This window comes from Flavobacterium frigidimaris (assembly GCF_002217275.1).
Lineage (GTDB): Bacteria > Bacteroidota > Bacteroidia > Flavobacteriales > Flavobacteriaceae > Flavobacterium > Flavobacterium aquidurense.
Genome location: NZ_MUGV01000025.1, coordinates 1 through 23,430 on the forward strand (window position 1 = coordinate 1; position 23,430 = coordinate 23,430).

Genomic DNA, 23,430 nt, shown 5'->3' on the forward strand with positions numbered 1-23,430 from the left:
CTTCGGATTTGCAAAATCATCCCAAATACAAATCCAACTTCCCGTTAAGCCAATTGCCCAAATCCGTTGTAGTAGCTGTTAGGTAGCGTAACTTTATGCGTAATGTTTTTAGATTTTAACTTTTCAGTTATACGTTTTTAGCTTAATAATCATAGTTTTTTATTGCGTTACTTAATTTTAAAATAGTAGTCAATAAAATATTTTGCTTGTCGCGAATTATCACTATATCATCAAAATATTCAACTTCAAACCTAATATCAGTTTTAAATTTTACGTGTTTTAGATAATGATTGTAATTCTTTTCAGATTGTAATTCTTTTAAGTCCTGTTTTAATTGCTCCTTAAAATTAGCGACTTCAATTAATTCTCCAATTTTGGGCATAATGTCTGTCCTTGTAGTTCGGATTATTAATTTTTCAACAAAATCATAAGTAGTAAAGATTGGCAATTCAACAACTTTGGTTTGATCATCTACATTATATTTTACCTGAATTTCCTTTTCGTTTATTATTTTTATAATAATTCGATTTACAGCACTGTATAATTCTGCTGTAATGTTGGTTGTTCTCGAACACGAGTGTTCATGTAGTTTTCCAAGTAGAATAATATTATCTAAAATTTCATTGATCATATTTGTTTTTCTGATTTTCGAGGTTATGCTACCTAACGCTCTGTCGCTACACGAGGTTTGGGATTAAAGATGCGAGGTTTTTCCGTTGAACACAAATTTTCCAAGTACAAAACCATCTTTAAATTCAGCCTAATGCCCAAATCTCGTGTAACGGCTGTTATAAGCCGTTTATTTATATTCGTAAATGTTTATTCGACCATCTTTCCTATCTTGCTTTACAAAAATAAGTTTCTCTTTCGGATAAACTTTTTCAATTTCAAGTGTATCGCCACAATCAATTATTTTCTCCCGAGAGTTAGACAATTTTAGAGAAAACCTTTGTCCAAGAGTTTCTCTATCTTTTATTGGATCTTTTTTTATTCCATAATCAGCATAATCAAACGAATAATAATTATGCTCGTTTACAACTTTTAAAAAACCTTCAGAATCTAATCTGTACTCTCTTTCAAATTTATAATATTTGCCATCCAATTTAAATGGTGGTTTATCACCTTCGTCCTTATTGTCAAACTCTTTCACGTTTTTTAAGTCTTCGATAAGTTTTGAACTAATACTATCTTCAAACACAATATATTTCGCAACCATTTTTGATTTAATTGGAATTTCTACTTTCTTTTCACAACTTGTCAAAATAGAAAGAAGTAGAATTGTAAATCTAAATGTCTTTTTCATAGTAGGTTTGTAAATGGCTTATAACGTTCTGGCACTACAAGCAGTTTGGGATTAAATCAGCGTTATCTTTCGGATTTGCCAAATCTTCCAAATACAAACCAATTTTTCCATTAAACCAAATCCCCAAATTGCTTGTAGCGTGTGTTATGGGCTGGTTATTAGCTTAGTTTCCGTAACTTTTTGTTTCTGAAAATTCAAAGCCTTTATTTTTGTCACTATAATTAAATATCACACTTAATCCACCACCGTTAGCCAAATTGATGTTTTTTCCTTTTGCTGTGGCTAAAAATGGAATAACGTTTACAAAAAAACTTTTCTTTTTGTATTGTAAAGGAACAATTTTAACCAATACGATTGAGCCTTTATGTGCTTTGATTTCTTTTATAATTTCAGGCGCTCCGTCTAGATAATTAATTTTTTTGTTATTTATTATTTTTGGCCAATCATACCACATAACAGTTGAATCAAATTGAACATAAATATTTTCGGCCGTTATTTCGGGAAAATTGCAATATTCCTTCAGCGCATATAAATAAATATTTTCATCTGTTCTTACGTCAGTTGTTAACTCCTGTGATTGGACTTTGATTGAAAAAAGTAGTATTGTCAAAAAAAATGTTCTCATTTGTATAGTGTTGATGTGAACTAGCCCATAACGTTCTGGTACTACAGCGGGTTTGGGGTTAAATTAAGCCTTGTCTTCGGATTTGTCAAATCATCACAAATACAAAACCATTTTCTCATTAAGCCTATTGCCCAAATCCGTTGTAGTAGCTGTTGTGCGATCGTTATTTTATTCATTTGTCTCTTCTTCTGTTATTTGAATAAAATCGGTTATTAATTTTACTACTTTTCCGTTTTTGTCAAATCCTACATATTTTGGATATAATCCGTCTCCGTAACCTGAACTAAACATTATAATATTTGCATTTGATTTAGTTGGTTTGTAATTAATCCAATCTTCACCGCGAGAACTTTTCGGATTATTTGAGTTTTCTTTAAAGTGCGGTTCTAAAATATCTAAATAATAATTACCTTTTTTGTTTAAGTTTAGATAATCATTAAATTCTTGGTTGTATATTTTATACGTTTCAAAATCTGCAAAACAGCCAAGTCCATTTTCGACTGGATACATTCCATTCATTTTTTTCTCAAATTCATCTAAAAAACTTTCATCTATTAATGATAATTCCCAATATGCTGGAATTTCATTCTTAAAATTAATTTCTGCATATGCAATTCTTCCTAGATAGTCTTCTTCAAGTCCTATATACAAATTGACTGGGTATTCTCCGGGTGCAACTTCCCAATTTTGTGGAAATCCAACTTCTCTATATATTGGGTCAGTACAAACTATTTTACCGCTTGTTATTTTCAAATTTCCTGCGAAAAATAATTCGTAATACTTATTGCCTTTTAAATTCTCGAAATCAGAATAATTAAATTCGGTCTCCTCATTAAAAATGTTTTGTTTTACTTTTTTATTTGCATAATCCTGAACAGAATTCATTTTGCTTTTTAATTTCAAATCTGTTTCGTTCTTCTTGTTGAAACAAGAAAAAAAACTTAAAAATGTTGTCATAAGTATTATTTTCACTACGTTTCTCATATAATGTCGCACAACGTTCTGGTACTACAGCGGGTTTGGGATTAAATTAAGACCTATTTTCGGATTTGCCAAATCATCCCAAATACAAAACCAGCTTTCCATTAATCCAATTGCCCAAATCCGTTGTAGTGGCTGTTATATGCCGTTTCTTTTTTGATTTTTAAATAACCTCATCTTACTTTTTTCAAGTAAAACCTTTTATTCTTGGTTGTTCCATTTTTCTCAATGTACATTTTACTTCCAATAATTTTCAAATTCATAGTATCGGCAGGAAACCCTGTTTCTGTTGGATGAAAGTAGCAAATTATCTTTCTGCCTTCTTGTTTCCACGTTCCTTTAGAGTCAATTCTGATTGTATGAATTTCATTTTTCTCAACAGTATAATTTGAATCTATTCTGATTTGAAGTAATGCGCTTTTGTCTGTCAAATATTCACTATTATATATTCCATAAATATTTCTATTACATGAAACAAATATGAGTAATAAAAAAACAATAATTGGAAGTTTTAGTTTCATTTTCTATGAAATATGTATGTTCGGAAATGGCATATAACGTCCCGGCGCTTGGCGAGGTTGTGGATTAAAGAAGCCTTAACTTTCGGTTAATCACTATATTTTCAAGTACAAAACCAACTCTAAATTAAGCCCAAAACCACAATCTTGCCAAACGCCTGTTGGCGGCTGGCATTATCGTTTGTTGGGTTCTAAATCCTTGTTTTTGCTTTTCAAAACTTCAAACTCAATTAAATTAACGGGCTTTAGTAGAGGTTCTTTTTTGGATGGATATTTCATTAGCAATTCTTTTGGTCGAATTGGTCTTTTCTCAAATCCACCTCCGCAATTCGGACAAACATTTTCTAAGAGATTGTCTACGCAATCCTTACAATAAGTACATTCAAAAGTACAAATCATTGCTTCTTCACTTTCGTTTGGTAAAGATTTTGCGCAATGTTCACAAATAGGTCTAATTTCTAACATTCTTTTTTTATTTGTTATTCCACGAATAATAATTATGATCTAAGTCCATTGAAAATCCAGCTTTTGGATATAGTTTGTTTCCAACATCGTTTGATTTTGCAGTTTCTAAAACTATTCCACAAGAATTGGTTTCTATGCAAAGTTCTTTTGCTTTATTGATTAACAAAACCGAAATGCCAAGTCCTCTGTGATTTTCAACAATAAATAAATCATTCAAAAGCCAAAGTCTTTTCATCCTCGTCGATGAGAAAATTGGATACATTTGAACAAAACCAATTAAGTTGTTTTCTGGATTCTCAGCTACAAAAATCTCTGACTCCTTGTTTTTAATTCTTTCAAGCAGGAATTTCTCTGATCCTTCCAAGTCAGATTCCATTTCATAGAAAATTCGGTAGTCATTAAAAAGCTCGGATAAATTCTTAATGTCATTTAGTTCTATTTTTCGTGTTTTCATATGTTTCTTATAGGTACGGATGTTTGTTTCTGCTTGCCGCCAACTTGTATATATGTCTGACAAAATCCGACTTATCTACCCAAAACTGGGTCGCTATGTCTGACAAATGACATTGTTTATTTATTTTCAAATATATTCTTTTTCTTTTCTCAAATTACAAACTAACATCGATTAACAACAACAATTCAAAAAAATCCTATTCCTTTCCGCTCCAGAACACTCATTCCCGTAAGAACCTATAACTTCCCATAAAACGAGTCAATCTAGTCTTTCCTCTTTTTTCTTTATTCTATAGTCTTACCTCTTTATTCTTCATTCTTCATTCTTCATTCTTCATTCTTCATTCTTCATTCTTTATTCTTTCCTCTTTATTCTTTCCTCTTTATTCTTTCCTCTTTATTCTTTATTCTCTATTCTCTATTCTCTATTCTCTATTCTTCCCGAGACAAAAAAACCTCTCAGAATTTTACTTCTGAGAGGCCTCTACTAATAACTAATTAAAATGGGTATTCTACTTCCAACCTCCGCCTAAGTCTCTGTAAACATGAACCGCAGCGTTAAGTTGTTCTTTTTTAGTATCGATCAGTTCTAATTTCGATTCTAATGCATCACGTTGTGTCATTAAAACTTCAAAGTAATCTACTCTTGCTGATTTAAATAAATCATTAGAGACATCAATCGAAGTGTTTAACGCATCAACTTGTTGTGATTTTAGATCATAACTCTTTTGAAGGTTATCGATTTTAGAAAGCTGATTAGATACTTCTAAATAAGCGTTTAAAATAGTTTTATCATAATTGTATAAAGCCTGAAGCTGTCTCGCATTGGCACTTGAGAATTCTGCTTTAATTGCATTTCTATTGATTAATGGCGCAGCCAAATCGCCTGCCAAAGAATACAAAATAGATTCAGGAAAGGTGAACAAATAAGAAGGTTTGAAAGCCTGAACCCCAAACGCTGCAGAAATATCAAGTGACGGATAAAACTCCGCACGCGCTACTTTTACATCTAATTTGGCAGCAACCAATTCTAATTCGGCCTGTTTTACGTCAGGACGGTTCATCAACAATTGTGATGGCATACCGGCGCTAACTGAAGCTGGCAATAGCGTTAAGAAGTTGGTATTTGTTCTTTTAATTTCCTGCGGATAACGCCCTAACAAGAAATTAATTTTATTCTCATTTTCTTTGATTTGTTGTAGAATATCAAATTCCAGACTTCTTGAGGTTAATACCTCAGCCTCAAATTTCTTAACACCCAATTCTGTTGCTCTCGCCGCCTGCTTTTGAATTTTTACAATTTCCAAAGCATTTGACTGCAAAGTGATTGTTTGTTTTACGATATCCAATTGCGTATCTAAAGCCAATAATTCGTAGTAAGAATCAGCAATTTCAGCAATAAGATTTGTAACCACAAAATTCTTTCCTTCAACAGTAGCCAAATATCTGTTTACAGCTGCTTTCTTAGAATTACGTAATTTTTTCCAGATATCGACTTCCCAGTTAGCATAAGCTGCAATCGTAAAATCTCCAAGCGGATCAGGTGTTTCTATACCTGGTTTTATTTCTGTAGTGGCATCACCAGCCCCTTGGCTGGTGTACCTTCCTACTTTTTCTACTCCAGCTCCGGCGCGTACTCCGACAGTTGGTAACAAAAGACCTTTGCGAACCCTAACATCATTTTTTGCTATTTCGATTTCTTGCAGCGTCATGTTTAACTCCTGATTGTTTTTCAGGGCTACATCAATCAAATCAACAAGGTTCTGATCCTTAAAGAACGTATTCCATTTTACAGTAGACGTATTAGTTGTATCCTGAGCTTTTGCACTACCAAATGCTTCAGGAACTGGTGCGCTGGCAGTTGCCGTCTCAGCTGCGGGAGCTTTACAACCCGCAACAGCAAGACATAAGCCTACCGCAACACTATATTGATATAATTTGAATTTAGACATGATTGTTATCAATTTCTTCAGTTAATGGATTCTCTTCTTCATTTTTAACCAGTTTGTGTTTCTCTGCAATTCTTCCGAAAATGTAGTACAATCCAGGAATTACAAATACCCCACAAATAGTTCCGATAAGCATACCTCCGGCAGCAGCAGTACCAATGGTTCTGTTACCAATTTTACCAGGACCAGTTGCAAATGCAAGTGGTAATAATCCCGCAATAAATGCAAATGAAGTCATCAAAATAGGACGGAACCTCGCTTTCGCTCCCTCCATTGCGGCTTCAAGAACTGTTTTTCCTGCGGCATGTCGCTGTATCGCAAACTCTACGATCAGTACGGCATTTTTACCCAATAAACCAATAAGCATTACCATTGCCACCTGAGCGTAGATATTATTTTCTAATCCCGTTATTTTTAATAAAAGGAAAGCTCCAAAAATACCCGCCGGTAAAGAAAGAATTACGGATAATGGCAGAATAAAACTTTCGTATTGAGCAGCTAAAACCAGGTAAACGAATCCTAAACAAATAAGGAATACCCAAATTGCCTGATTTCCTTGCGCTACCTCATCGGCAGAAATACCTGCCCAGTCAATATCAAATCCTCTTGGTAATTTTTTAGCAGCCACTTCCTGAATAACTTTAATCGCTGTTCCGGAACTATATCCCGGAGCCGGACCACCACTAATCTCAGTTGAGGTATACATATTATGTCTCGTAATTTCTGACAGACCGTATACTTTTTCCAATTTCATGAAAGCTGAATAAGGAACCATTTCATCACGATCATTTTTTACATACAGTTTCAAAATGTCATCTGGTTGTGCACGATATTCTGGTGCAGCCTGAACGATTACTTTATAGTTAATTCCGTATTTAATAAAACTGATTTCGTAGTTACTACCCACAAGCGTAGACAAACTGTTCATCGCATTTTCGATAGAAACGCCTTTTTGTTGTGCCAAATCATTGTCGACTTTCATCATGTACTGAGGGAAACTCGCACTAAAGAAACTAAACACGTTTGATAACTCCGGACGTTTGTTCAATTCTTCAACAAACTCTTTATTTACCTCTTCTACTTTTTTGAAATCTCCAGCTCCTGTTTTATCTAATAAACGAAGCTCAAATCCTCCCGCTGCTCCATATCCTGGTACCGCTGGCGGTTGGAAAAATTCAATATTAGCACCCGGAATGTCTTTTGATTTTTCTTCCAGTTCGGTCATAATTTCCTGTACCGATTGTTTACGATCGTTCCAGTCTTTTAAGTTGATCAAACACGTTCCTGCATTCGATCCTGTACCTTCCGTCAAAATTTCATAACCTGCCAATGAAGAAACAGATTTTACTCCATCAACTGTCTCGGCTATTTTTTGCAATTTCTCTGCAATATTATTTGTTCTTTCTAATGATGAACCCGGAGGTGTTTGAATAATTGCATAAAACATACCCTGATCCTCATTCGGAATAAATCCGGAAGGAACTGTACTACTAATCAACCATGTTCCGGCACAAAATCCAAGAAGTGCAATAATGGTAACAGCTCTTCTGTTTACAATTTTAGCTAATACATTTTGGTATTTACCCTGAGCAAGATTAAACTTATTATTAAAACCATCTATAAATCTGTTTACAGGAGTTTTCTTTTTAGGTGTACCGTGATTGTTTTTTAACATCATCGCACAAAGTGCCGGTGTCAGAGTCAAAGCCACAATACCTGAAAGGATAATCGCCGTTGCCATCGTGATCGAGAACTGTCGGTAAAATACTCCCACAGGACCAGACATAAACGCTACCGGAATAAATACCGCAGCCATTAAGAAGGTAATCGCCACAATAGCTCCCGCAATCTCATGCATCGCTTTTTTAGTTGCTTTCAATGGCGAAAGATGTTCTTCCTCCATCTTGGCGTGAACGGCTTCAATAACCACAATCGCATCATCGACGACGACCCCAATTGCCAATACTAAAGCAAACAACGTAATTAAGTTCAATGAAATATCAAAGAAGGTCATGAATACAAATGTTCCAACCAACGAAACAGGTACCGCAATTGCCGGAATAACCGTAGAACGCCAATCTCCTAAGAAAAGGAATACTACCAAACCAACCAGAATGAACGCTTCAATCAAAGTGTGAATTACTTTCTCAATAGAAGCATCAAGGAATTTAGAAACGTCATACGAGATTTCGTAATCCATTCCTTTTGGGAATTTTTGTTTGATTTTCTCCAGTTTCGCTTTTACATCTTCAATAACCTGATTTGCATTACTACCAAAAGATTGTTTCAATACAATAGCCGCAGATGGTCTTCCATTCAAATTAGAATAGATATCATACATCGAGCTGCCAAATTCAATTTTAGCAATATCTTTCAAACGTAAAAGTTCTCCGTTGCTATTTGATTTTACTACGATGTTCTCATATTGCTCTTTGGTTGTAAAACGTCCTGAATATTTTAATACGTATTCAAATGCCTGTGAACGTTTACCAGAACTTTCACCTGTTTTACCAGGAGAAGCCTCCAAACTCTGACTTGATAATGCTTCCATTACCTCATCAGCAGATACTTTGTAAGCCAACATACGATCGGGTTTTAACCAGATACGCATCGCATATTCACGTGTTCCTAAGATATCTCCGGATCCGACTCCGTTTACCCTTTTTAATTCTGAAAGTACGTTGATATCGGCATAGTTGTAAAGAAACTTCATGTCGGTATTTTTATCCGTACTATAAAGATTCACATACATCAACATACTCGGAACCTCACGCGTGATTTTCACACCTTCTCTAACTACCAATGGTGGTAGTTTATTTGTAACCGAAGCTACACGGTTTTGCACGTTAATGGCAGCCTGATTTGGATCTGTACCTAAGTTAAAAACTACCTGGATACTGGCCTCACCATCATTTCCGGCATCAGAAGTCATGTATTTCATTCCGGGAACTCCATTCAAAGCTCTTTCTAATGGAATAACAACCGATTTGATCATCAATTCACCATTCGATCCAGGATAATCTGCGGTAACGTTTACCATCGGAGGTGAGATGGAAGGAAACTGGGTGATAGGTAAATTCATCACCGACAATATTCCTAAAAAGACAATAACCAGCGATATTACTATCGACAGAACGGGTCTTTGTATAAATTTATTAAACATTTTTATATTTTTTAATGATTAAACCATGTAAAAAGTTTTCTTAGTTTCAAGTTTCAGGTTTCAGGTTTCGCACTGAACCTGAAACTTGAAACCAGAAACCTGAAACAAAACTTCTATTCCGCTTTTACTCGTAAATGATTAATTACCGTTTGCGGAGCCTGGAATTCATATTTAATTTTGTCGTTCTCTTTTACTTTCTGAACTCCTTCAAGTAAAATTTTATCATTTTCAGTAAGTCCGGTTTTTACCACATATAAATCAGGTACTTCACCTGTAATTGTGATTTCTCTTGAACTTACTTTATCGTTTTTATCAACAACAAAAACATATTTTTTATCCTGAATTTCGTAAGTCGCTTTTTGCGGAATTACAATAGCATTTTTAAGAGGAACAAGCATCTGAACTTTTCCTGTTTCACCGTTTCTAAGTAATTTATCTGAATTTGAGAATCTTGCTCTAAAAGCAATATTTCCAGTTTCATTATTAAATTCACTTTCGATAACTTCTACATTTCCTTTGTATTTAAAAGATTCTCCATTAGCTAAAAGCAAATTCACTTTGTTTTCTGCACGATCTTTTACATCTGTTTGGTATTGAAGATATTCTGGCTCAGATACGTTGAAGTAAGCAAACATTTGACTGTTGTCTGAAAGGCTGGTCAACAATTCACCTTCGTCAATAAGACTTCCTAATTTTAATGGAATACGGTCAATTGTTCCGTCAAACGGAGCTCTGATTTCGGTAAACGATAAATGAAGTTTTGCCAGGGCAACTTCAGCTTTTGCTGATTGTAGTTTTGCCTGAGCTACACTTAATTCGTTTCTGGAAACGATGTTTTTATCTGCCAGTAATTTTGAATTCTGTAGTTCTATTTCCACTGATTTTTGTTCAGCTTGTGCTTTAAGCAATTCTGCCTGATACATGTTAGGCATAATCTTAAACAATAATTGGCCTTTTTTTACAAACTGGCCTTCATCAACATAAATGTTTTGTAAAAACCCTTTTTCCTGGGCGCGGAGTTCGATATTTCGAACAGATTTAATCTGCGAAACATACTCTTTGGTAAATGAAGTATCAATTTTTACAGGGCTTGTCACTGTAAATTTTTCAACTTCTTCTTTTTCTTCTTTTTTTGATGTACAACTGGTTAGGCACAACAAGGCAAGCATGCCCGTTAACACAATAATTCTTTTCATGATTTTAATGGAAATTTAAGCGATTGAATGCTTGGAATGCGATGATTCCTTGAGATGAAAAAATGCATCAGCAACCAAAAAGTCAGATCTTAAATCTCATATAAGAAGAAGTAGAAAAAATATACATCAAAAGATATGCACGATCACAACCAAGGTGACTGATGTATATTGAAAATCAAATTCTTAATACTCGTTGAGTAATATAAATAGGATTTGATTGGCCACAAGATGAGCCGAAAATTTCAAAACGATTAACAGAATTCACAACGATCTGACGAGAGATTGTCAAATACCAGCTATCTAAGATGCTGTAAGTTGTTGCAAAAAATTTATTACTTAAACCATCCTTTAGATTATCATTCCCAAGAAATTCCTCATCAAGATCTACATCGGCATCCTCAATAATAGAGCTGCCCTGATCCTGACTTGTGAATTTTACGCGGTGTCTTTTCTCCAGATAGTGATGAGAACTTTGATGTGTCTCAGCATTAAGATATTGCCCTCCGCCCAGCAGAAGGAAATTCATAAACACTAAAAATACTATTAACTTTCTCATTTGGCTGCGAAAGTAAGCAAAGTATTTATACAAAAAAAGAAAATTTCATAAGCTTTAACATTAAAAAAACACGAAAACGTTTTCAGTGTTTTTTTACTCAGAAATTATAATAAAACCTTAATAATTTCTTGTAAAATCTCATAAAAAAAGTAATTTGTAATTTTAATCCTACTAACTAAAATCGATTTGGTACCAAATAAAATTAATATCGTAATTATTTAACACCGAATACTTTATTCGGTAAAAACGGCTTTACTAAAAATATAAAAATTCCATTATTGAAAATTTCTGACCTGACTTAACAAAAGTTTCTCCGGTTTCGATCATCCCAAATCTTTCATAAAATGATTTTTTATTGCTTCTTGCGTTACACCATATTTTTCTCAAACCCTTATTTTTTGCCAGCTTCAGGATATGCTTTAATAAAAGTGAGGCAATCCCTTTTTCCTGATAATCGGCCAGTGTTGCTAATTTTCGAAACTGCATTTCGTCACCCACAATAAAACAAGAGACAATTGAAACTAATTTTTGCTCATCGAATACTCCAAAATGTAGTCCTGAATTATCTTCTTCTAATTGCACAAATTCAAATGGCTGTTCCGGCCACATTACTTTGTGTCGAATTTCCCAGGTTTCTGATGCTTTGATTGCTTCAATTTTCATTTGGTTATAGCTATTCATCGTTACAAACAAAATTAAGAAATTTCAATAGCATTTTATTTCAGGAAAGAAAATCATCACAGCTTACTCATATTCAAATAAATACAAAAAAATAAATCCGGAATTATGATACTATTCTGATTAATAATAATTATTTTTATGCTATGTAAAACAAATACCTCCGATTATGAAAAAATTCATTTTAGCAGCATTATTATGTATTAGTGTGAACGGCTTTGCGCAATTAATACAAATTGGGCCTCAGGTTTCTTATAATATTACTTCTCCAAATACAGATGATTTCAGCTCAAAAAGTGCTGGAAACGGAATGGGCGTTGGAGGATTTGTCAGATTGAATTTGTTGCTCTTTTATGCACAAGGCGAATTAGGATATTCAGAATCGAAGTTTAATGTTTCTCAAACCGGAATTGGCGAAACCGAATATAAATTATCTGGAACTGATGCGGCCTTAATTGCGGGATTCAAAATTGTTCCTTTAGGAAAGCTAGGAAATGTTCGTCTTTTTGTGGGATACGACTGGAAAAACTATTCAGACATAAGTGCTAATAATAGCCTGAATTACATTGCTGTTGAAAAAAACAACAGCAGTTTTCTTGGCGGAGTCGGCGTAGATTTATGGAAATTTACAATTGATTATCGATATCTTGCTGGTGTAACTGACTTGGATCCTTCAGGAAGAAGTTTAAAAACAAACGTTTCTAATTTCTCTGTCGGATTTAAATTCTTGTAAAAACTTCATTATAAAACATAAAAAAGGGAATCAAAATGATTCCCTTTTTTAATTAATTTACTTTGCTGTAAAATCGTTCCAAATTATCAGCTTTTATTTTTTCAACGCCGTTTTCAGTTTGTCTGGCAATATTGATTACATGCAATATATCTGAATCTTCATTTAAGGAGCAATTCCAAATAGTTCCGTCAGATAAAATAATAGCCGAAAATAAAGCATCTGATTCCTCTTTGTTATAATACTTTATATCTTCAGTCTTGATCAGTTTTTTTGCTTTCGTTTTAGTATCTACTTCATAAAACAAAATCTGCTTCTGGTTGATTTCAACTAGTTCGTCTATCCCATCGGTGTCATTAGTATTTGTCGCATTTACAGACCAAAGCGGTTGATTGCCATTCATTTTCCAGCTTCCGATTACTTTATCCATAATGCTTTTTCTCAGCATTGTTTTTAAAGTATCTACTTTTTTAATTGATTCTTTTCCTAATTCATTTTCAGGTTTAATTTTAGAAGCAATAGAGAATAAATCTAGTGCTTTTACAAAATCAGCTTTCTTATAGCAGGAAACTGCCAATTCATATCTTGTTTTTTGAAAAGCAACCTTTGGATCGCTCTGCGCAATAACTGTACATGAGAATAGTAAGACAAGAAAAATTAAGGACTTTTTCATTTGTAGGTATTGTTTTGTTTTTTGCAAAAATACATGGTTCGCACTTAACTACATTACGTCTTTCGTATTTATATTACGAATACCGGATTTTTAACATATTAAAAAAACAAATATAACTTAAATACATTTATTAAAATGAATTATTCGCAATAAACCTTAAAAACCTACATAATTCTTCGGTACTAATTAATCGAGTTGGAAAATTTCTTAAAGACTAAATTTAAAATTAAAATGCCTTTAAAATTTGCATTGCTTTTTCTGTATCATTTTTACCAACAAAAATATGATCGTGATAAAATGCCGCTACGACATTACAGCTAATTCCTTTGTCTGAAAGTGCTTTTGAAAACGCTGAGGTTAATCCAACAGCTTCCAAAGAAGAATGTACAGAAAGCGTTATCCAGGACATGATCACCGAATATTCTAAATTCAGTTTATCCGCCATTTCTTTTTTAAGAATTAAGGTTATTGCTTCTTTTTCTTTAAAGAACATTTCAATTTCATCCAAATTAAGATTTCCTAATTCTCCGACTTTACAAAAAACATAATCTCCCAAATTGTGTTCAGGCTTCATACTTTTAAGCAATATTTGCAAATCTTTTTCTCCAGACATTTTTTGAGTTTTAGTAAGTTGACTATTTTAGTTTTTCTAATTTTCCTTTTGTTTCAGGAAAATTTTTATCCAGAACTAATACCTTTTCATAACTTATAATTGCATTTTTCTTATCTCCAGTGGCTTCATAAAAATCGCCAAGCGAGTCATACACATTTGGACTGTTAGGGTAATTGGTTACATTCAATTTAAATAAATAACCTGCTAAATCCATATCTTTTTTACTAAGCGATTGATAGGCATAAGCATTCACTGTATTTTCCGGAACACTCACTTTATATCCTAAATGTTTTGAAACCTCTTCGAAATGTTTTTCAATTTTAATAAAAACTGCTTTATTGAAATTAATCTGTTCCGGAATAGACAATTTTAATTGATTGAATTCAAATATAAAACGAAGTCCGTCATAAGTCGCAATCAAAGGAACTGATCCGTGATTATCATCGTTATAATATTTATATTGGTAATTAAGATTGCTTTTCTTGTTCTGCTTCAGGAAATCGTTCAAATCTAAAATTGATCGAATGTGTCTGGTAAAAACGGTTGTATCTTTTCGAACTTTTACAACATCCATCGCAGCATCCATTGTGTTGGCGGCAGCCAAAAACAAAGAAACATTAGCTAAGTTTTTACTGGCTAGCTTTTTTTGAGTTTCTGCCAAAAACTTCTGATGATCCCACCACATACTTGGATCTATCGCTATATAGGAATTGAATAAATTACTGTGATTCGTTAAAATATTTATGGCTGTCAATCCTCCAAAAGAATGACCTATTAAGGTTTTGTAAGGCGCCGTTGGATATTTACTATCTATATACGGAATCAATTCTTTCTCCAGAAATTCAACAAATTTTTCACCTCCACCAGATTGCTCACTTAGATTTTTAGGAACAAACGGAAGATCAACATCCGAATGTGTAGGCGTCAAATCCCGATTTCGGTTTGTGTTGGTAATCCCTACCACAATCATTTCCGGACAAAGTGTGTTTCCATTTACTTCGCTTAGTTCTTCAATCATTCCGACAACAGAACTAAAATGTCCATCGCCATCGAGCAAATAAACTACAGGATATTTCTGTTTTCCAAAACCAGTATTCTGGGCACTTTTCGGAAGATGAATCCATACTTTTCTATTTTCATTTAAAACTTTAGAAAAAATGCTATCGACAGTTCCTATTTGAATGGTATTTTTATTTTGTGCAAACCCAAAAGTAGTCAGAATCAAAAAAATGAACAGGAAAATAGTTTTTCTTGAAGATACAGGATGAACGAGCTTATTTATCATAATGCAGTTGGTTAGTTAAATATTCAGATAGTAAGTATATGTAATACGTTTTTAATCAATTAAAAAATCGCCCTTTTCAGGTTGAAAAAGACGATTTTTAAATATTTCTTGTTTTGCTATTTTGCAGACCAGGTATTATTTGCTGGTGTGGCATCCATAAAAATACCTCCATCCAACACAATACTTTTGATTTGCTTTTTGCTTTTTAAAGTAACAGTCGCTATTTTTTGATTGGTTTCCCAAACTGCCGGTGTTTGATGTACGGTTTCTTTTGTCTCATCTGTATAAACAATGTTGAGGTCAAACGGAATCGCAAAACCTCCGGTATTCTCTACAGAAATAGTATTCTTTGCAACACTTTTAACCGAAATATCAATATAGTTATTGGTAAAAAACCAGTTATTAAAGAACCAATTCAGATTTTTTCCTGAAGCTGTATTGATAGCGTTAAAATAATCCCACGGAATAGGATGTTTTCCATTCCAATTTTCCATGTAAGCGTGCAATGATTTCTTAAATAAATCATCACCAAGCATGTCTTTTAACGCGATATAAGAAAGAGAAGCTTTTCCGTACGAATTATTTCCGTAACCAGCTCCCGAAAGTTGAGAAGACATTGAAATAATAGGCTGATCTTCTTCTGTAGAGGCATCGTTAATATACTGCTGAACTCTAAAATTTTTGTAAAATTTATCTGCAGCTTCTTTACCGTGTTCTTCAATCCCAATTAAATATTCAAATGTAGTAGCCCAGCCTTCATCCATAAATGCGTAACGCGTTTCGTTGATTCCCATATAAAAAGGAAAATAGGTATGTGCTACTTCATGATCCTGGACCAATTGAGCAAAAACCGGATCTCCCATTTGAGAATCGTTACACATCATTGGATATTCCATGTCAGCAAATCCCTGAAATGCCGTCATTTTAGAAAATGGATAAGGAACTCCTGGCCAGTTGTTGGAGAAATAACTCAATGCATATTGATTATTTTTAACAGAAGCTACAAAATCAGTTCCTTTTACATCATAAGCCGCCTGAACACTTGCACGACGATTGGCCTTCTTGTCTACTAAAACGCTGCTGGCATCCCATAAATAATGATCACTTAATCCAAAACAAACATCTGAGATATGTTTGGCTTCAAATTTCCAAACATTCCAATCGTTTTGTTTGGTTACAACACCACTTTTCATTTCCTGTTCATTGGCAATATGCATTACTTCATCGGCAGTGTACGACTTCTTTAAACGTGCTGAAAATTCAGGTTGTAAAACCTCATCCGGATTTAATAAATCTCCGGTTGCATATACTATATAGTTTTTTGGCGCTTTTACTGAATAAGTATAATCATTAAAGTCGTTGTAAAACTCCTGACGATCTGTATGAGGTAATTTATCCCATTTGTTGTAATCATCAAAAACAGTAACACGTGGATAGCTATAAGCAACAAAAAAAGTAGTTTCGTCAATTTGTCCTTCTCTTCCACTCTCTTTAGATAATGGATAATTCCAGTCGATATTGATGGTGATTTTAGAATGTGGTAAAAGCGGTTTTTTCATTTTAACATTCCCTACGGTTCCCCAACTTCTTGCATCTTCTTTATAAACTTCACCTTCTATTTTTAAAGAAGTAATTGTAAGTCCGTTACTCAAAAAATCATCACTTACACTTCCTCCTCTTGGCGAAGATGGCTTATGAAGATTGTTTACAAAACGAATTGGTAAATTTCTTAAAGTATCATTACTGTTATTTTCATAAACAATAGATTCTGTTCCGCTAACGATTTTAGTTTTTGGATCAACCGAAATTTCCATGGTATATGTTCCGTGATTCTGCCAGTAGTTTTTCCCTGGTTTTCCGTCCATCGAACGAGTGCCTTTAGCGTAAGCTTCTTTTATATTTCGCGGCATATACAATTCCTGCCCAAAGCTGTTTTGTGCAAGAAAAACAAATGCAATTACCACTAATTGAAGTACATTTTTTCTCATAACTTGTTTTAAGATTTTTGATGATTTAATAAGGATATAATATTAGTGGATTTTTTAAACTTAATGTTACACTTTTTGGTAAAATTATGATTTTTGTTGCGTTGGGCGTAACTTAACCGCAAAGGTCGCAAAGAATTACGCAAGGGTCGCAAAGTTTATTTTCCTGGACTTTTATCAGGAGTTATTACTCACTGTTGAAAATTGCACGCAAAGTCGCAAAGCCGCAAAGTTCAACAAATTTAAAAGCTTTAAAAAAACTTGGCGACCTTGCGAGATTAAAAAGAAAAACTTAACGTCCTAGCGCCTTCGTGGCAAAAACCTCAGAACCTTAGTATCTTAGAACCTTAGCAACTTAGACAAAAAGAAAAACCGTCTTTCTCTGGCGAAAAAAGACGGTATCTACAATTAATATATAACCTTAATAACTACAAAATATAATCGGTATTAATGAAATTTGATTCCTTGCTGTTTAGCAATTCCTGTAAAATTTCATTGTTATAAGCGATATCTTTTGAAGCCACGAACGTACGGATTGAGAAAGAACGCAAAGCATCCGGAATACTTAAAGTTCCTACAGCAGAATCTTTACGTCCTGTAAACGGGAACGCGTCCGGTCCTCTTTGGCAAGAACTGTTGAGGTTTACTCTACAAACAAGATTTACTAAAGCATCGATAAGCGGTGCCAAAGTTTTAATATCTTTTCCGAACAAACTTACTTGTTGACCGTAGTTAGATTCGGCCATATCATCTAGTGGTTCCTGAATATCATTGAAAGAAATAATAGGTACTACTGGTCCAAATTGTTCTTCGTGATACACGCGCATTTCGCTGTTTACCGGATATAAAACTGCTGGGAAGATATAATTATCAGTATGTTTTCCGCCTTTTTCGTTTAGGATTTTTGCTCCTTTACTTGTTGCATCGTCAATTAATCCCTGAATGTAAGCGGGTTTGTCTGTTTCCGGAAGTGGCGTTAAAGAAGCGCCGCTTTCCCATGGATTGCCAAATTTTAAAGCATCTACTTTTTCAGAGAAACGCTTATTAAATTCATCAGCAATAGAAGCATGAACATATAATACTTTCAAAGCGGTACAACGTTGTCCGTTAAAAGATAAAGTTCCTGTAATACATTCCTGAATAGCCAAATCCAGATCGGCATCTGGTAAAATAATTGCCGGATTTTTTGCTTCTAAACCTAAAATCAAACGCAGTCTGTTTTTGTTTGGATGCTGATCCTGCAAAGCAATTGCCGATTTACTATTTCCGATTAAAGCCAAAACATCAATTTTACCCGATTTCATGATTGGAGAAGCCACTTCGCGACCTCTTCCGTAAACGATATTGATAACTCCTTTTGGAAAACTGCTTCTAAAAGCTTCCAACAAAGGCGAAATACATAAAACACCGTGTTTCGCCGGTTTAAAGATTACAGTATTCCCCATAATCAAAGCCGGAATCAACAACGAGAAAGTTTCGTTTAAAGGATAATTGTAAGGTCCAAGACACAAAACAACCCCAAGAGGTCCACGGCGAATCATCGCGTTCACACCCTGTACTTTTTCAAAGTGCGAACTACGTCCGTTTAGTTCTTTATAACTGGCAATAGTATCCTGAATATATTCAACCGTTCTGTCAAATTCTTTTTGAGAGTCGCCAAGGTTTTTTCCGATTTCCCACATCAAAAGTTTCACCACTTCTTCGCGGGTTTCCTTCATCTGTCTTACGAAATTTTCCATGCATTTAATACGGTCCACCACTTTCATTGTTGGCCATAAACCTTGTCCTTTATTATAAGCCGCATTAGCAGCTTCAACCACTTCAGCAGCTTCTTTTTCTGCCATGAACGGAATTGATCCTAATAATGTTGGTGTATATTTTTCTGTAGAAGATATAGTAGAAAACACAGGTGTGGTTTGCCCTGTCCATTTTTTCAATTCTCCATTTACAAGATACGTATCTTGATTTATCAGGTTTGTAATCTGATATTCTTCGGGTATTAAACTCATAATCTGATACTTTATAGTTTGGTTATTAATAGCATTTAAACGAAAAAAGAGGCTTTTTCTTGCCTCTTCTTCTAATTTATGGATTCACGGTATCCCCTTCCCAGTCCAGAATTCCACCAAGCAGATTATAGGCATTATTTATACCTAATTCATTCATAACCTGGCAGGCTTTTGCGCTTCTGGCTCCAGAACGGCAATACACATAATAGTTTTTGTTTTTATCTAACTCTTCGATTTCATAAATAAAACCCTGACCTTTATTAATGTCAATGTTCACGGCATTCTCGATATAACCGTCATTAAATTCGTCTTCAGTTCTTACGTCCAGTATAACTGCATTCTCGTCAGCAGCAAGCTGATTAACCCAATCTTCTTGTGATAAATTCATAATAAATGTGTTTTTGTAAAATTACGACGTTTCTATTAATTAAAAACGTGCCAAATGCGATTTCGATTATTATTCTCAGAAAACGTTTTAGAGAAAGTATTATAATCAGTGAAACACAAATTTACTCACTATTTTTAAAAATACACCCTATAAAATCGATAGAAAATAGGATTTTTTCATTTTCATAAAATGCAGCCAAATATGGTTTTCTAATAATTTATCCCATTTCAATCTGCTATCTTTGTATCAAATGAGAGGTTTTGATTTCATTTTGATAAAAAGGTTGACCACGAATTCACGAATTACTTAACCATCGGTTGTGGTAAAAAACAATAGCCACAGATTAATGGATTAAAATGAATTTTATTAAATAGGTTTAACCACAAATTTCGCAAATTTCACAAATTACCTAACATCGCTTTGCTCTTGTTAAAAAAAAATCGGCCAGAGATTAATGGATTAAAATGATTTTAATAAAAAAGTTAGTCACAAATTAATTAGTGGGAATTTGTGTAATTTGTGGTAAAAAAACAACACAATAAATGCAACACTCCTTAAAAGATATATTCCCGAATTTCTCCAGCGAGCTCCTTTCGACCATCGAAGAAAACGGAAGTGCACAGGATTTTGAAGCCGGTACCATTTTAATGCGAACCGGACAATACATCAAAAACACCGTTTTAATCACCAAAGGAAAAATCAAAATTTACCGCGAAGGCGAAGACGGCGGCGAGTTTTTAATGTATTATTTACAACCCGGGCAAGCCTGCGCCATTTCGATGATCTGCACCACCAAAAGCGAAAAAAGCCAAATCATGGCCAAAGTAGTCGAAGATGTTTCCGTTATGATGATTCCGTTGCAAATGATGGACAAATGGATGATGGAACACCGGTCCTGGTACGAATTTGTAATCGAAACCTACCGAAGCCGCTTTGAAGAAGTACTGGAAGTTGTCGACAATATTGCTTTTCGTTCGATGGATGAACGTTTGGAATTCTATCTAAAAAGACATTCGGATGCCTGTGGTTGTTCTGAAGTAAATTTATCGCATCAGGAAATTGCAACCGAATTAAACACCTCAAGAGAAGTCGTTTCCAGATTACTCAAAAAAATGGAACAAAGAGGTTTAGTCAAACTCAACCGCAACCAAATCGAGCTTTTGAGATAATTAAAAATAGCCACGAATNNAATTCGTGGCGAAAAAAAATATATAGCGCTTCTGTGATAAATGTTACTGTAGATTTCTTTTAATCAAACCACCTTTGCATAAAAACAAATGCAATGGAATATCTGGGTTATTTTGCTTCGATTATTATCGGGATTTCGCTGGGCCTAATTGGCGGAGGCGGATCGATACTGACCATTCCAATTTTAGTTTATTTGTTTAAAGTAAATCCAGAGCAGGCTACCTCTTATTCTTTGTTTATTGTGGGCTTGACTGCAATGTCTGGCAGTTACAGTCATTATAAGATTGGAAATCTTAAACTGAAATCGGCATTGTACTTTGCGATTCCGTCTGTGATTTCAATTTTAATTATTCGTGAAGTTATTTTTCCGCAGATTGCTTCGACTTTATTTTCAATTGCTTCTTATTCTGTTTCTAAAGATTTTCTGATTATGATTATCTTTTCGGTCTTGATGATTACGGCGGCGATTTCGATGATTCGAAAAAATCAACCCGAAATAAAAGGGGCCGAAACCAATTATATTCAACTTAGTTTTATAGGTTTCATTGTCGGAATCATAACCGGATTTCTCGGCGCTGGTGGTGGATTCTTAATTATTCCTGCCCTGCTCTTTTTCGCCAAATTACCCATGAAACAAGCCGTTGGAACTTCGTTATTAATTATCTCAATCAATTCCTCCATAGGTTTTGCAGGCGATTTATACATCGGAACTCCCATCAATTATCCTTTTTTATTAGGCGTATCTGCAATGGCACTTCTCGGAATGGTAGTAGGAAGCCAGCTGTCTAAAAAAATCGACGGAACTAAACTGAAACCTATTTTTGGCTGGTTTGTCCTGATAATGGGGTTTTATATAATTACAAAAGAAGTTTTGTTTTAGGAATTTTTTGGTTTCTCGCAGATTTTGCAGATTTTTTTTATTTAAGAATAGTAGATTAATAATTTGGGCGTTACCTCCGGCCGGGCTATCCGCTATATCTTTTTTGTGGCAGAAAAAGCCACAAAAAAGGATACCACTTCTATCCCTAACGCAGACTCGGGTAAACTCAGGTTTTCGGTATCTGTTTTTCTATCTGATGCTCAACCAACCAAACAGAATCGTTTGCTTTTGTGGTATAATTCCACAAAGTCTTTCTATCAATCTTACTAGATACAAGTAATTTACCTTTTTGTACTTTAAATTCTTCGTTATAAAACATTAAAACATGGATAACGTTTTTAACATGAGTCTTAGAAAGTAAATCTCGTGCATCGATAAGTTCATCTTGTTGAAAAACAATCGGAATGTATTCTACATATTTATAATTTGATATTCTTTCATTCCATGTTTCTTCTTGTCTTTCATGAATTCTATCTGAATTAAAATACCATTTTTGAAAAAGAAATTTCCCTGATATAATTAAGACAAGAGCTAAAAATATAATTACTACTTTTTTCTTCATAACGCTTTATAGAATATCTTCCCGGCTTTAGCCAAATATACCCATTTTATAATAAATTTCAGATTCTCTAAAATTTAAAAACCGTCAGTTAAAACCAACGGCTATTCCTATAATTAATTCGTGAAAATTTATGCAATTAGTGGCAAACAAAAATCAATGCTCCCCATACCCAACATCATCCATCTTCCCGCTAAAAACACGATACTGAATAATAAAATAGACAATCACCAAAAACAAAGCGATAAAAAACCAACTCAGACCGGCGTTCAAACCATACTCTCCGGCGGCAGTATTATAAATCGTTAAGGACGGATTTACATTATTAGTCGAAGGCAAAACATTCGGAAAAATTGAAACTGCTGTTGAAGCGAATCCTCCCACTAAAAATAAGGTGGAAAATATAAAGGCCTGACCGTCTTTTTTGAACGAACGAACTTTGAATAATCCCAAGATACCAACAAAAGTCATTATTGGGAAAAACCACAAAATTGGATTTTCAATAAAATTATGAAACGGCTGAGGTTCTATAAAATGCCAGATTTGTAAGGAGATGAAAACTAAAATCAGTAAAACAATATTCAGTTTAAAAACCACATTTTTAAGCTGTGCATTTAAAGACGAATTGGTTTTAAATATAATCCAATTGGCGCCGTGAATCGTTAAAGCGACAACACTCACAATTCCGAGGAAAATCGTAAACCAATCTATAATTCCCAATTCATTTGCTTTTGGGCTGAAAGTTGGATTCCATAACGGCAAAAAGAAAAAATGCGGTTCCTGCGTCGAAACGCCGTTTTGCACCATTCCGAGATTGACACCGCGCACGATATTTCCCAAAGCGATTCCGAAGAACAACGCCAAAAGCAAACTCGCGATTCCGAACGCTTTATCCCAAATGGCTTCCCACATAGGATGATGCACCTGCCCGCGCATTTCTAATCCGATGGCACGGAAAATCAACAGCCATAAAATCATAATCAAAGGCAAATAAAAGCCACTAAAAGACGATGCATATAAAGTTGGAAAAGCAAAAAACAAAACACCACCGGCAGCGATGATCCAAACTTCGTTGGCATCCCAAAACGGACCAATTGCGCTTGTAATTGCTTTTTTATCTTTTTCTGTATTGGCAAAAAACAAATGAATAATTCCTGCTCCAAAATCATAACCATCCAATACAATATAAACGGCCAGAATTCCCATTAAAACGACGTACCAAAAAAATTCCAT

The 23,430-nt window shown here is 34.3% G+C and carries 23 protein-coding genes; 3 read left to right on the forward strand and 20 right to left on the reverse strand.

The genetic code is table 11. From position 1 onward, the window contains the following. Positions 1 to 142: 142 nt before the first annotated feature. The 12 genes from B0A65_RS15095 to B0A65_RS15155 form a co-directional block, all read right to left on the reverse strand. Entirely contained in the window at positions 143 to 631 is a 489-nt protein-coding gene (locus B0A65_RS15095) for a hypothetical protein (protein WP_074659011.1), read from the reverse strand. Positions 632 to 799: 168 nt separating this feature from the next. Next, entirely contained in the window at positions 800 to 1,303 is a 504-nt protein-coding gene (locus tag B0A65_RS15100) for a hypothetical protein (protein WP_074659012.1), read from the reverse strand. Between the two features lie 163 nt (positions 1,304 to 1,466). Continuing rightward, positions 1,467 to 1,928: a hypothetical protein gene (locus B0A65_RS15105; RefSeq protein ID WP_074659013.1), complete on the reverse strand. Its 462-nt coding sequence runs from the start codon at positions 1,926 to 1,928 to the stop codon at positions 1,467 to 1,469. Between the two features lie 168 nt (positions 1,929 to 2,096). Continuing rightward, positions 2,097 to 2,885: a DUF4241 domain-containing protein gene (locus B0A65_RS15110; RefSeq protein WP_074659014.1), complete on the reverse strand. Its 789-nt coding sequence runs from the start codon at positions 2,883 to 2,885 to the stop codon at positions 2,097 to 2,099. A 197-nt stretch (positions 2,886 to 3,082) separates the two neighbouring features. Beyond that, positions 3,083 to 3,430, reverse strand: a complete 348-nt coding sequence (locus B0A65_RS15115; RefSeq protein ID WP_074659015.1) for a hypothetical protein — start codon at positions 3,428 to 3,430, stop codon at positions 3,083 to 3,085. Between the two features lie 171 nt (positions 3,431 to 3,601). Next, entirely contained in the window at positions 3,602 to 3,892 is a 291-nt protein-coding gene (locus B0A65_RS15120; RefSeq protein WP_074659016.1) for a DUF1272 domain-containing protein, read from the reverse strand. Positions 3,893 to 3,899: 7 nt separating this feature from the next. Beyond that, entirely contained in the window at positions 3,900 to 4,346 is a 447-nt protein-coding gene (locus tag B0A65_RS15125; RefSeq protein ID WP_074659017.1) for a GNAT family N-acetyltransferase, read from the reverse strand. A 511-nt stretch (positions 4,347 to 4,857) separates the two neighbouring features. Then, positions 4,858 to 6,297 carry a TolC family protein gene (locus B0A65_RS15135; protein WP_074659018.1) on the reverse strand — a complete coding sequence of 480 codons (1,440 nt, stop codon included), beginning with the start codon at positions 6,295 to 6,297 and terminating at the stop codon, positions 4,858 to 4,860. Beyond that, positions 6,290 to 9,457 (reverse strand): efflux RND transporter permease subunit, encoded by a 3,168-nt coding sequence (locus B0A65_RS15140; protein ID WP_074659019.1) that lies wholly within the window; start codon positions 9,455 to 9,457, stop codon positions 6,290 to 6,292. Before B0A65_RS15140 ends, B0A65_RS15135 begins: the two co-directional genes overlap by 8 nt. 113 nt (positions 9,458 to 9,570) lie before the next feature. Beyond that, positions 9,571 to 10,653, reverse strand: a complete 1,083-nt coding sequence (locus B0A65_RS15145; protein ID WP_074659020.1) for an efflux RND transporter periplasmic adaptor subunit — start codon at positions 10,651 to 10,653, stop codon at positions 9,571 to 9,573. Positions 10,654 to 10,828: 175 nt separating this feature from the next. Beyond that, positions 10,829 to 11,209 (reverse strand): hypothetical protein, encoded by a 381-nt coding sequence (locus tag B0A65_RS15150; protein WP_074659021.1) that lies wholly within the window; start codon positions 11,207 to 11,209, stop codon positions 10,829 to 10,831. Positions 11,210 to 11,464: 255 nt separating this feature from the next. Further along, positions 11,465 to 11,872 carry a GNAT family N-acetyltransferase gene (locus B0A65_RS15155; protein ID WP_074659022.1) on the reverse strand — a complete coding sequence of 136 codons (408 nt, stop codon included), beginning with the start codon at positions 11,870 to 11,872 and terminating at the stop codon, positions 11,465 to 11,467. Positions 11,873 to 12,056: 184 nt separating this feature from the next. Between B0A65_RS15155 and B0A65_RS15160 the strand changes: the two genes are divergently transcribed. Beyond that, a complete protein-coding gene (locus B0A65_RS15160) occupies positions 12,057 to 12,620 on the forward strand; it encodes an outer membrane beta-barrel protein (RefSeq protein ID WP_074659023.1) in 564 nt (187 codons plus the stop codon). A 52-nt stretch (positions 12,621 to 12,672) separates the two neighbouring features. Here the strand turns inward: B0A65_RS15160 and B0A65_RS15165 are convergent, their stop codons facing one another. From B0A65_RS15165 to B0A65_RS15190, 6 genes are all read right to left on the reverse strand, one after another. Continuing rightward, positions 12,673 to 13,290, reverse strand: a complete 618-nt coding sequence (locus B0A65_RS15165; RefSeq protein WP_074659024.1) for a hypothetical protein — start codon at positions 13,288 to 13,290, stop codon at positions 12,673 to 12,675. A gap of 226 nt (positions 13,291 to 13,516) precedes the next feature. After that, a complete protein-coding gene (locus B0A65_RS15170; protein WP_074659025.1) occupies positions 13,517 to 13,903 on the reverse strand; it encodes an ACT domain-containing protein in 387 nt (128 codons plus the stop codon). 22 nt (positions 13,904 to 13,925) lie between these two features. Continuing rightward, positions 13,926 to 15,188, reverse strand: coding sequence for an alpha/beta hydrolase-fold protein (locus tag B0A65_RS15175; RefSeq protein ID WP_083370409.1), 1,263 nt, complete (start codon positions 15,186 to 15,188; stop codon positions 13,926 to 13,928). A gap of 116 nt (positions 15,189 to 15,304) precedes the next feature. After that, positions 15,305 to 17,176, reverse strand: a complete 1,872-nt coding sequence (locus B0A65_RS15180) for a M1 family metallopeptidase (RefSeq protein ID WP_074659026.1) — start codon at positions 17,174 to 17,176, stop codon at positions 15,305 to 15,307. A gap of 425 nt (positions 17,177 to 17,601) precedes the next feature. Further along, a complete protein-coding gene (locus tag B0A65_RS15185; RefSeq protein WP_074659027.1) occupies positions 17,602 to 19,182 on the reverse strand; it encodes an NADP-dependent glyceraldehyde-3-phosphate dehydrogenase in 1,581 nt (526 codons plus the stop codon). Between the two features lie 76 nt (positions 19,183 to 19,258). Next, positions 19,259 to 19,570: a rhodanese-like domain-containing protein gene (locus B0A65_RS15190; protein ID WP_026984760.1), complete on the reverse strand. Its 312-nt coding sequence runs from the start codon at positions 19,568 to 19,570 to the stop codon at positions 19,259 to 19,261. Between the two features lie 542 nt (positions 19,571 to 20,112). On the opposite strand from B0A65_RS15190, the gene B0A65_RS15195 reads away from it, so the two are divergent. Both B0A65_RS15195 and B0A65_RS15200 read left to right on the forward strand, forming a co-directional pair. Beyond that, on the forward strand, positions 20,113 to 20,739 hold the full coding sequence (locus tag B0A65_RS15195) for a Crp/Fnr family transcriptional regulator (protein ID WP_074659028.1): 627 nt from the start codon (positions 20,113 to 20,115) through the stop codon (positions 20,737 to 20,739). Positions 20,740 to 20,852: 113 nt separating this feature from the next. Continuing rightward, the gene (locus B0A65_RS15200) at positions 20,853 to 21,638 is read left to right on the forward strand and encodes a sulfite exporter TauE/SafE family protein (RefSeq protein ID WP_074659029.1); all 786 of its coding nucleotides are present in this window, start codon (positions 20,853 to 20,855) and stop codon (positions 21,636 to 21,638) included. 166 nt (positions 21,639 to 21,804) lie between these two features. On the opposite strand, the gene B0A65_RS15205 is transcribed toward B0A65_RS15200, so the two are convergent. Next, positions 21,805 to 22,200, reverse strand: a complete 396-nt coding sequence (locus B0A65_RS15205) for a hypothetical protein (RefSeq protein WP_074659030.1) — start codon at positions 22,198 to 22,200, stop codon at positions 21,805 to 21,807. 153 nt (positions 22,201 to 22,353) lie between these two features. After that, positions 22,354 to 23,430, reverse strand: coding sequence for a cytochrome d ubiquinol oxidase subunit II (gene cydB, locus B0A65_RS15210; RefSeq protein WP_074659031.1), 1,077 nt, complete (start codon positions 23,428 to 23,430; stop codon positions 22,354 to 22,356).

Coding starts and splice junctions, on each gene's coding strand:
- B0A65_RS15150 (WP_074659021.1), bottom strand. CDS start 11,209: ATGAGAAAGTTAATAGTATTTTTAGTGTTTATGAATTTCCTTCTGCTG.
- B0A65_RS15190 (WP_026984760.1), bottom strand. CDS start 19,570: ATGAATTTATCACAAGAAGATTGGGTTAATCAGCTTGCTGCTGACGAG.
- B0A65_RS15125 (WP_074659017.1), bottom strand. CDS start 4,346: ATGAAAACACGAAAAATAGAACTAAATGACATTAAGAATTTATCCGAG.
- B0A65_RS15175 (WP_083370409.1), bottom strand. CDS start 15,188: ATGATAAATAAGCTCGTTCATCCTGTATCTTCAAGAAAAACTATTTTC.
- B0A65_RS15200 (WP_074659029.1), top strand. CDS start 20,853: ATGGAATATCTGGGTTATTTTGCTTCGATTATTATCGGGATTTCGCTG.
- B0A65_RS15155 (WP_074659022.1), bottom strand. CDS start 11,872: ATGAAAATTGAAGCAATCAAAGCATCAGAAACCTGGGAAATTCGACAC.
- B0A65_RS15165 (WP_074659024.1), bottom strand. CDS start 13,290: ATGAAAAAGTCCTTAATTTTTCTTGTCTTACTATTCTCATGTACAGTT.
- B0A65_RS15145 (WP_074659020.1), bottom strand. CDS start 10,653: ATGAAAAGAATTATTGTGTTAACGGGCATGCTTGCCTTGTTGTGCCTA.
- B0A65_RS15185 (WP_074659027.1), bottom strand. CDS start 19,182: ATGAGTTTAATACCCGAAGAATATCAGATTACAAACCTGATAAATCAA.
- B0A65_RS15195 (WP_074659028.1), top strand. CDS start 20,113: ATGCAACACTCCTTAAAAGATATATTCCCGAATTTCTCCAGCGAGCTC.
- B0A65_RS15110 (WP_074659014.1), bottom strand. CDS start 2,885: ATGACAACATTTTTAAGTTTTTTTTCTTGTTTCAACAAGAAGAACGAA.
- B0A65_RS15205 (WP_074659030.1), bottom strand. CDS start 22,200: ATGAAGAAAAAAGTAGTAATTATATTTTTAGCTCTTGTCTTAATTATA.
- B0A65_RS15105 (WP_074659013.1), bottom strand. CDS start 1,928: ATGAGAACATTTTTTTTGACAATACTACTTTTTTCAATCAAAGTCCAA.
- B0A65_RS15120 (WP_074659016.1), bottom strand. CDS start 3,892: ATGTTAGAAATTAGACCTATTTGTGAACATTGCGCAAAATCTTTACCA.
- cydB (WP_074659031.1), bottom strand. CDS start 23,430: ATGGAATTTTTTTGGTACGTCGTTTTAATGGGAATTCTGGCCGTTTAT.
- B0A65_RS15100 (WP_074659012.1), bottom strand. CDS start 1,303: ATGAAAAAGACATTTAGATTTACAATTCTACTTCTTTCTATTTTGACA.
- B0A65_RS15135 (WP_074659018.1), bottom strand. CDS start 6,297: ATGTCTAAATTCAAATTATATCAATATAGTGTTGCGGTAGGCTTATGT.
- B0A65_RS15095 (WP_074659011.1), bottom strand. CDS start 631: ATGATCAATGAAATTTTAGATAATATTATTCTACTTGGAAAACTACAT.
- B0A65_RS15115 (WP_074659015.1), bottom strand. CDS start 3,430: ATGAAACTAAAACTTCCAATTATTGTTTTTTTATTACTCATATTTGTT.
- B0A65_RS15140 (WP_074659019.1), bottom strand. CDS start 9,457: ATGTTTAATAAATTTATACAAAGACCCGTTCTGTCGATAGTAATATCG.
- B0A65_RS15160 (WP_074659023.1), top strand. CDS start 12,057: ATGAAAAAATTCATTTTAGCAGCATTATTATGTATTAGTGTGAACGGC.
- B0A65_RS15170 (WP_074659025.1), bottom strand. CDS start 13,903: ATGTCTGGAGAAAAAGATTTGCAAATATTGCTTAAAAGTATGAAGCCT.
- B0A65_RS15180 (WP_074659026.1), bottom strand. CDS start 17,176: ATGAGAAAAAATGTACTTCAATTAGTGGTAATTGCATTTGTTTTTCTT.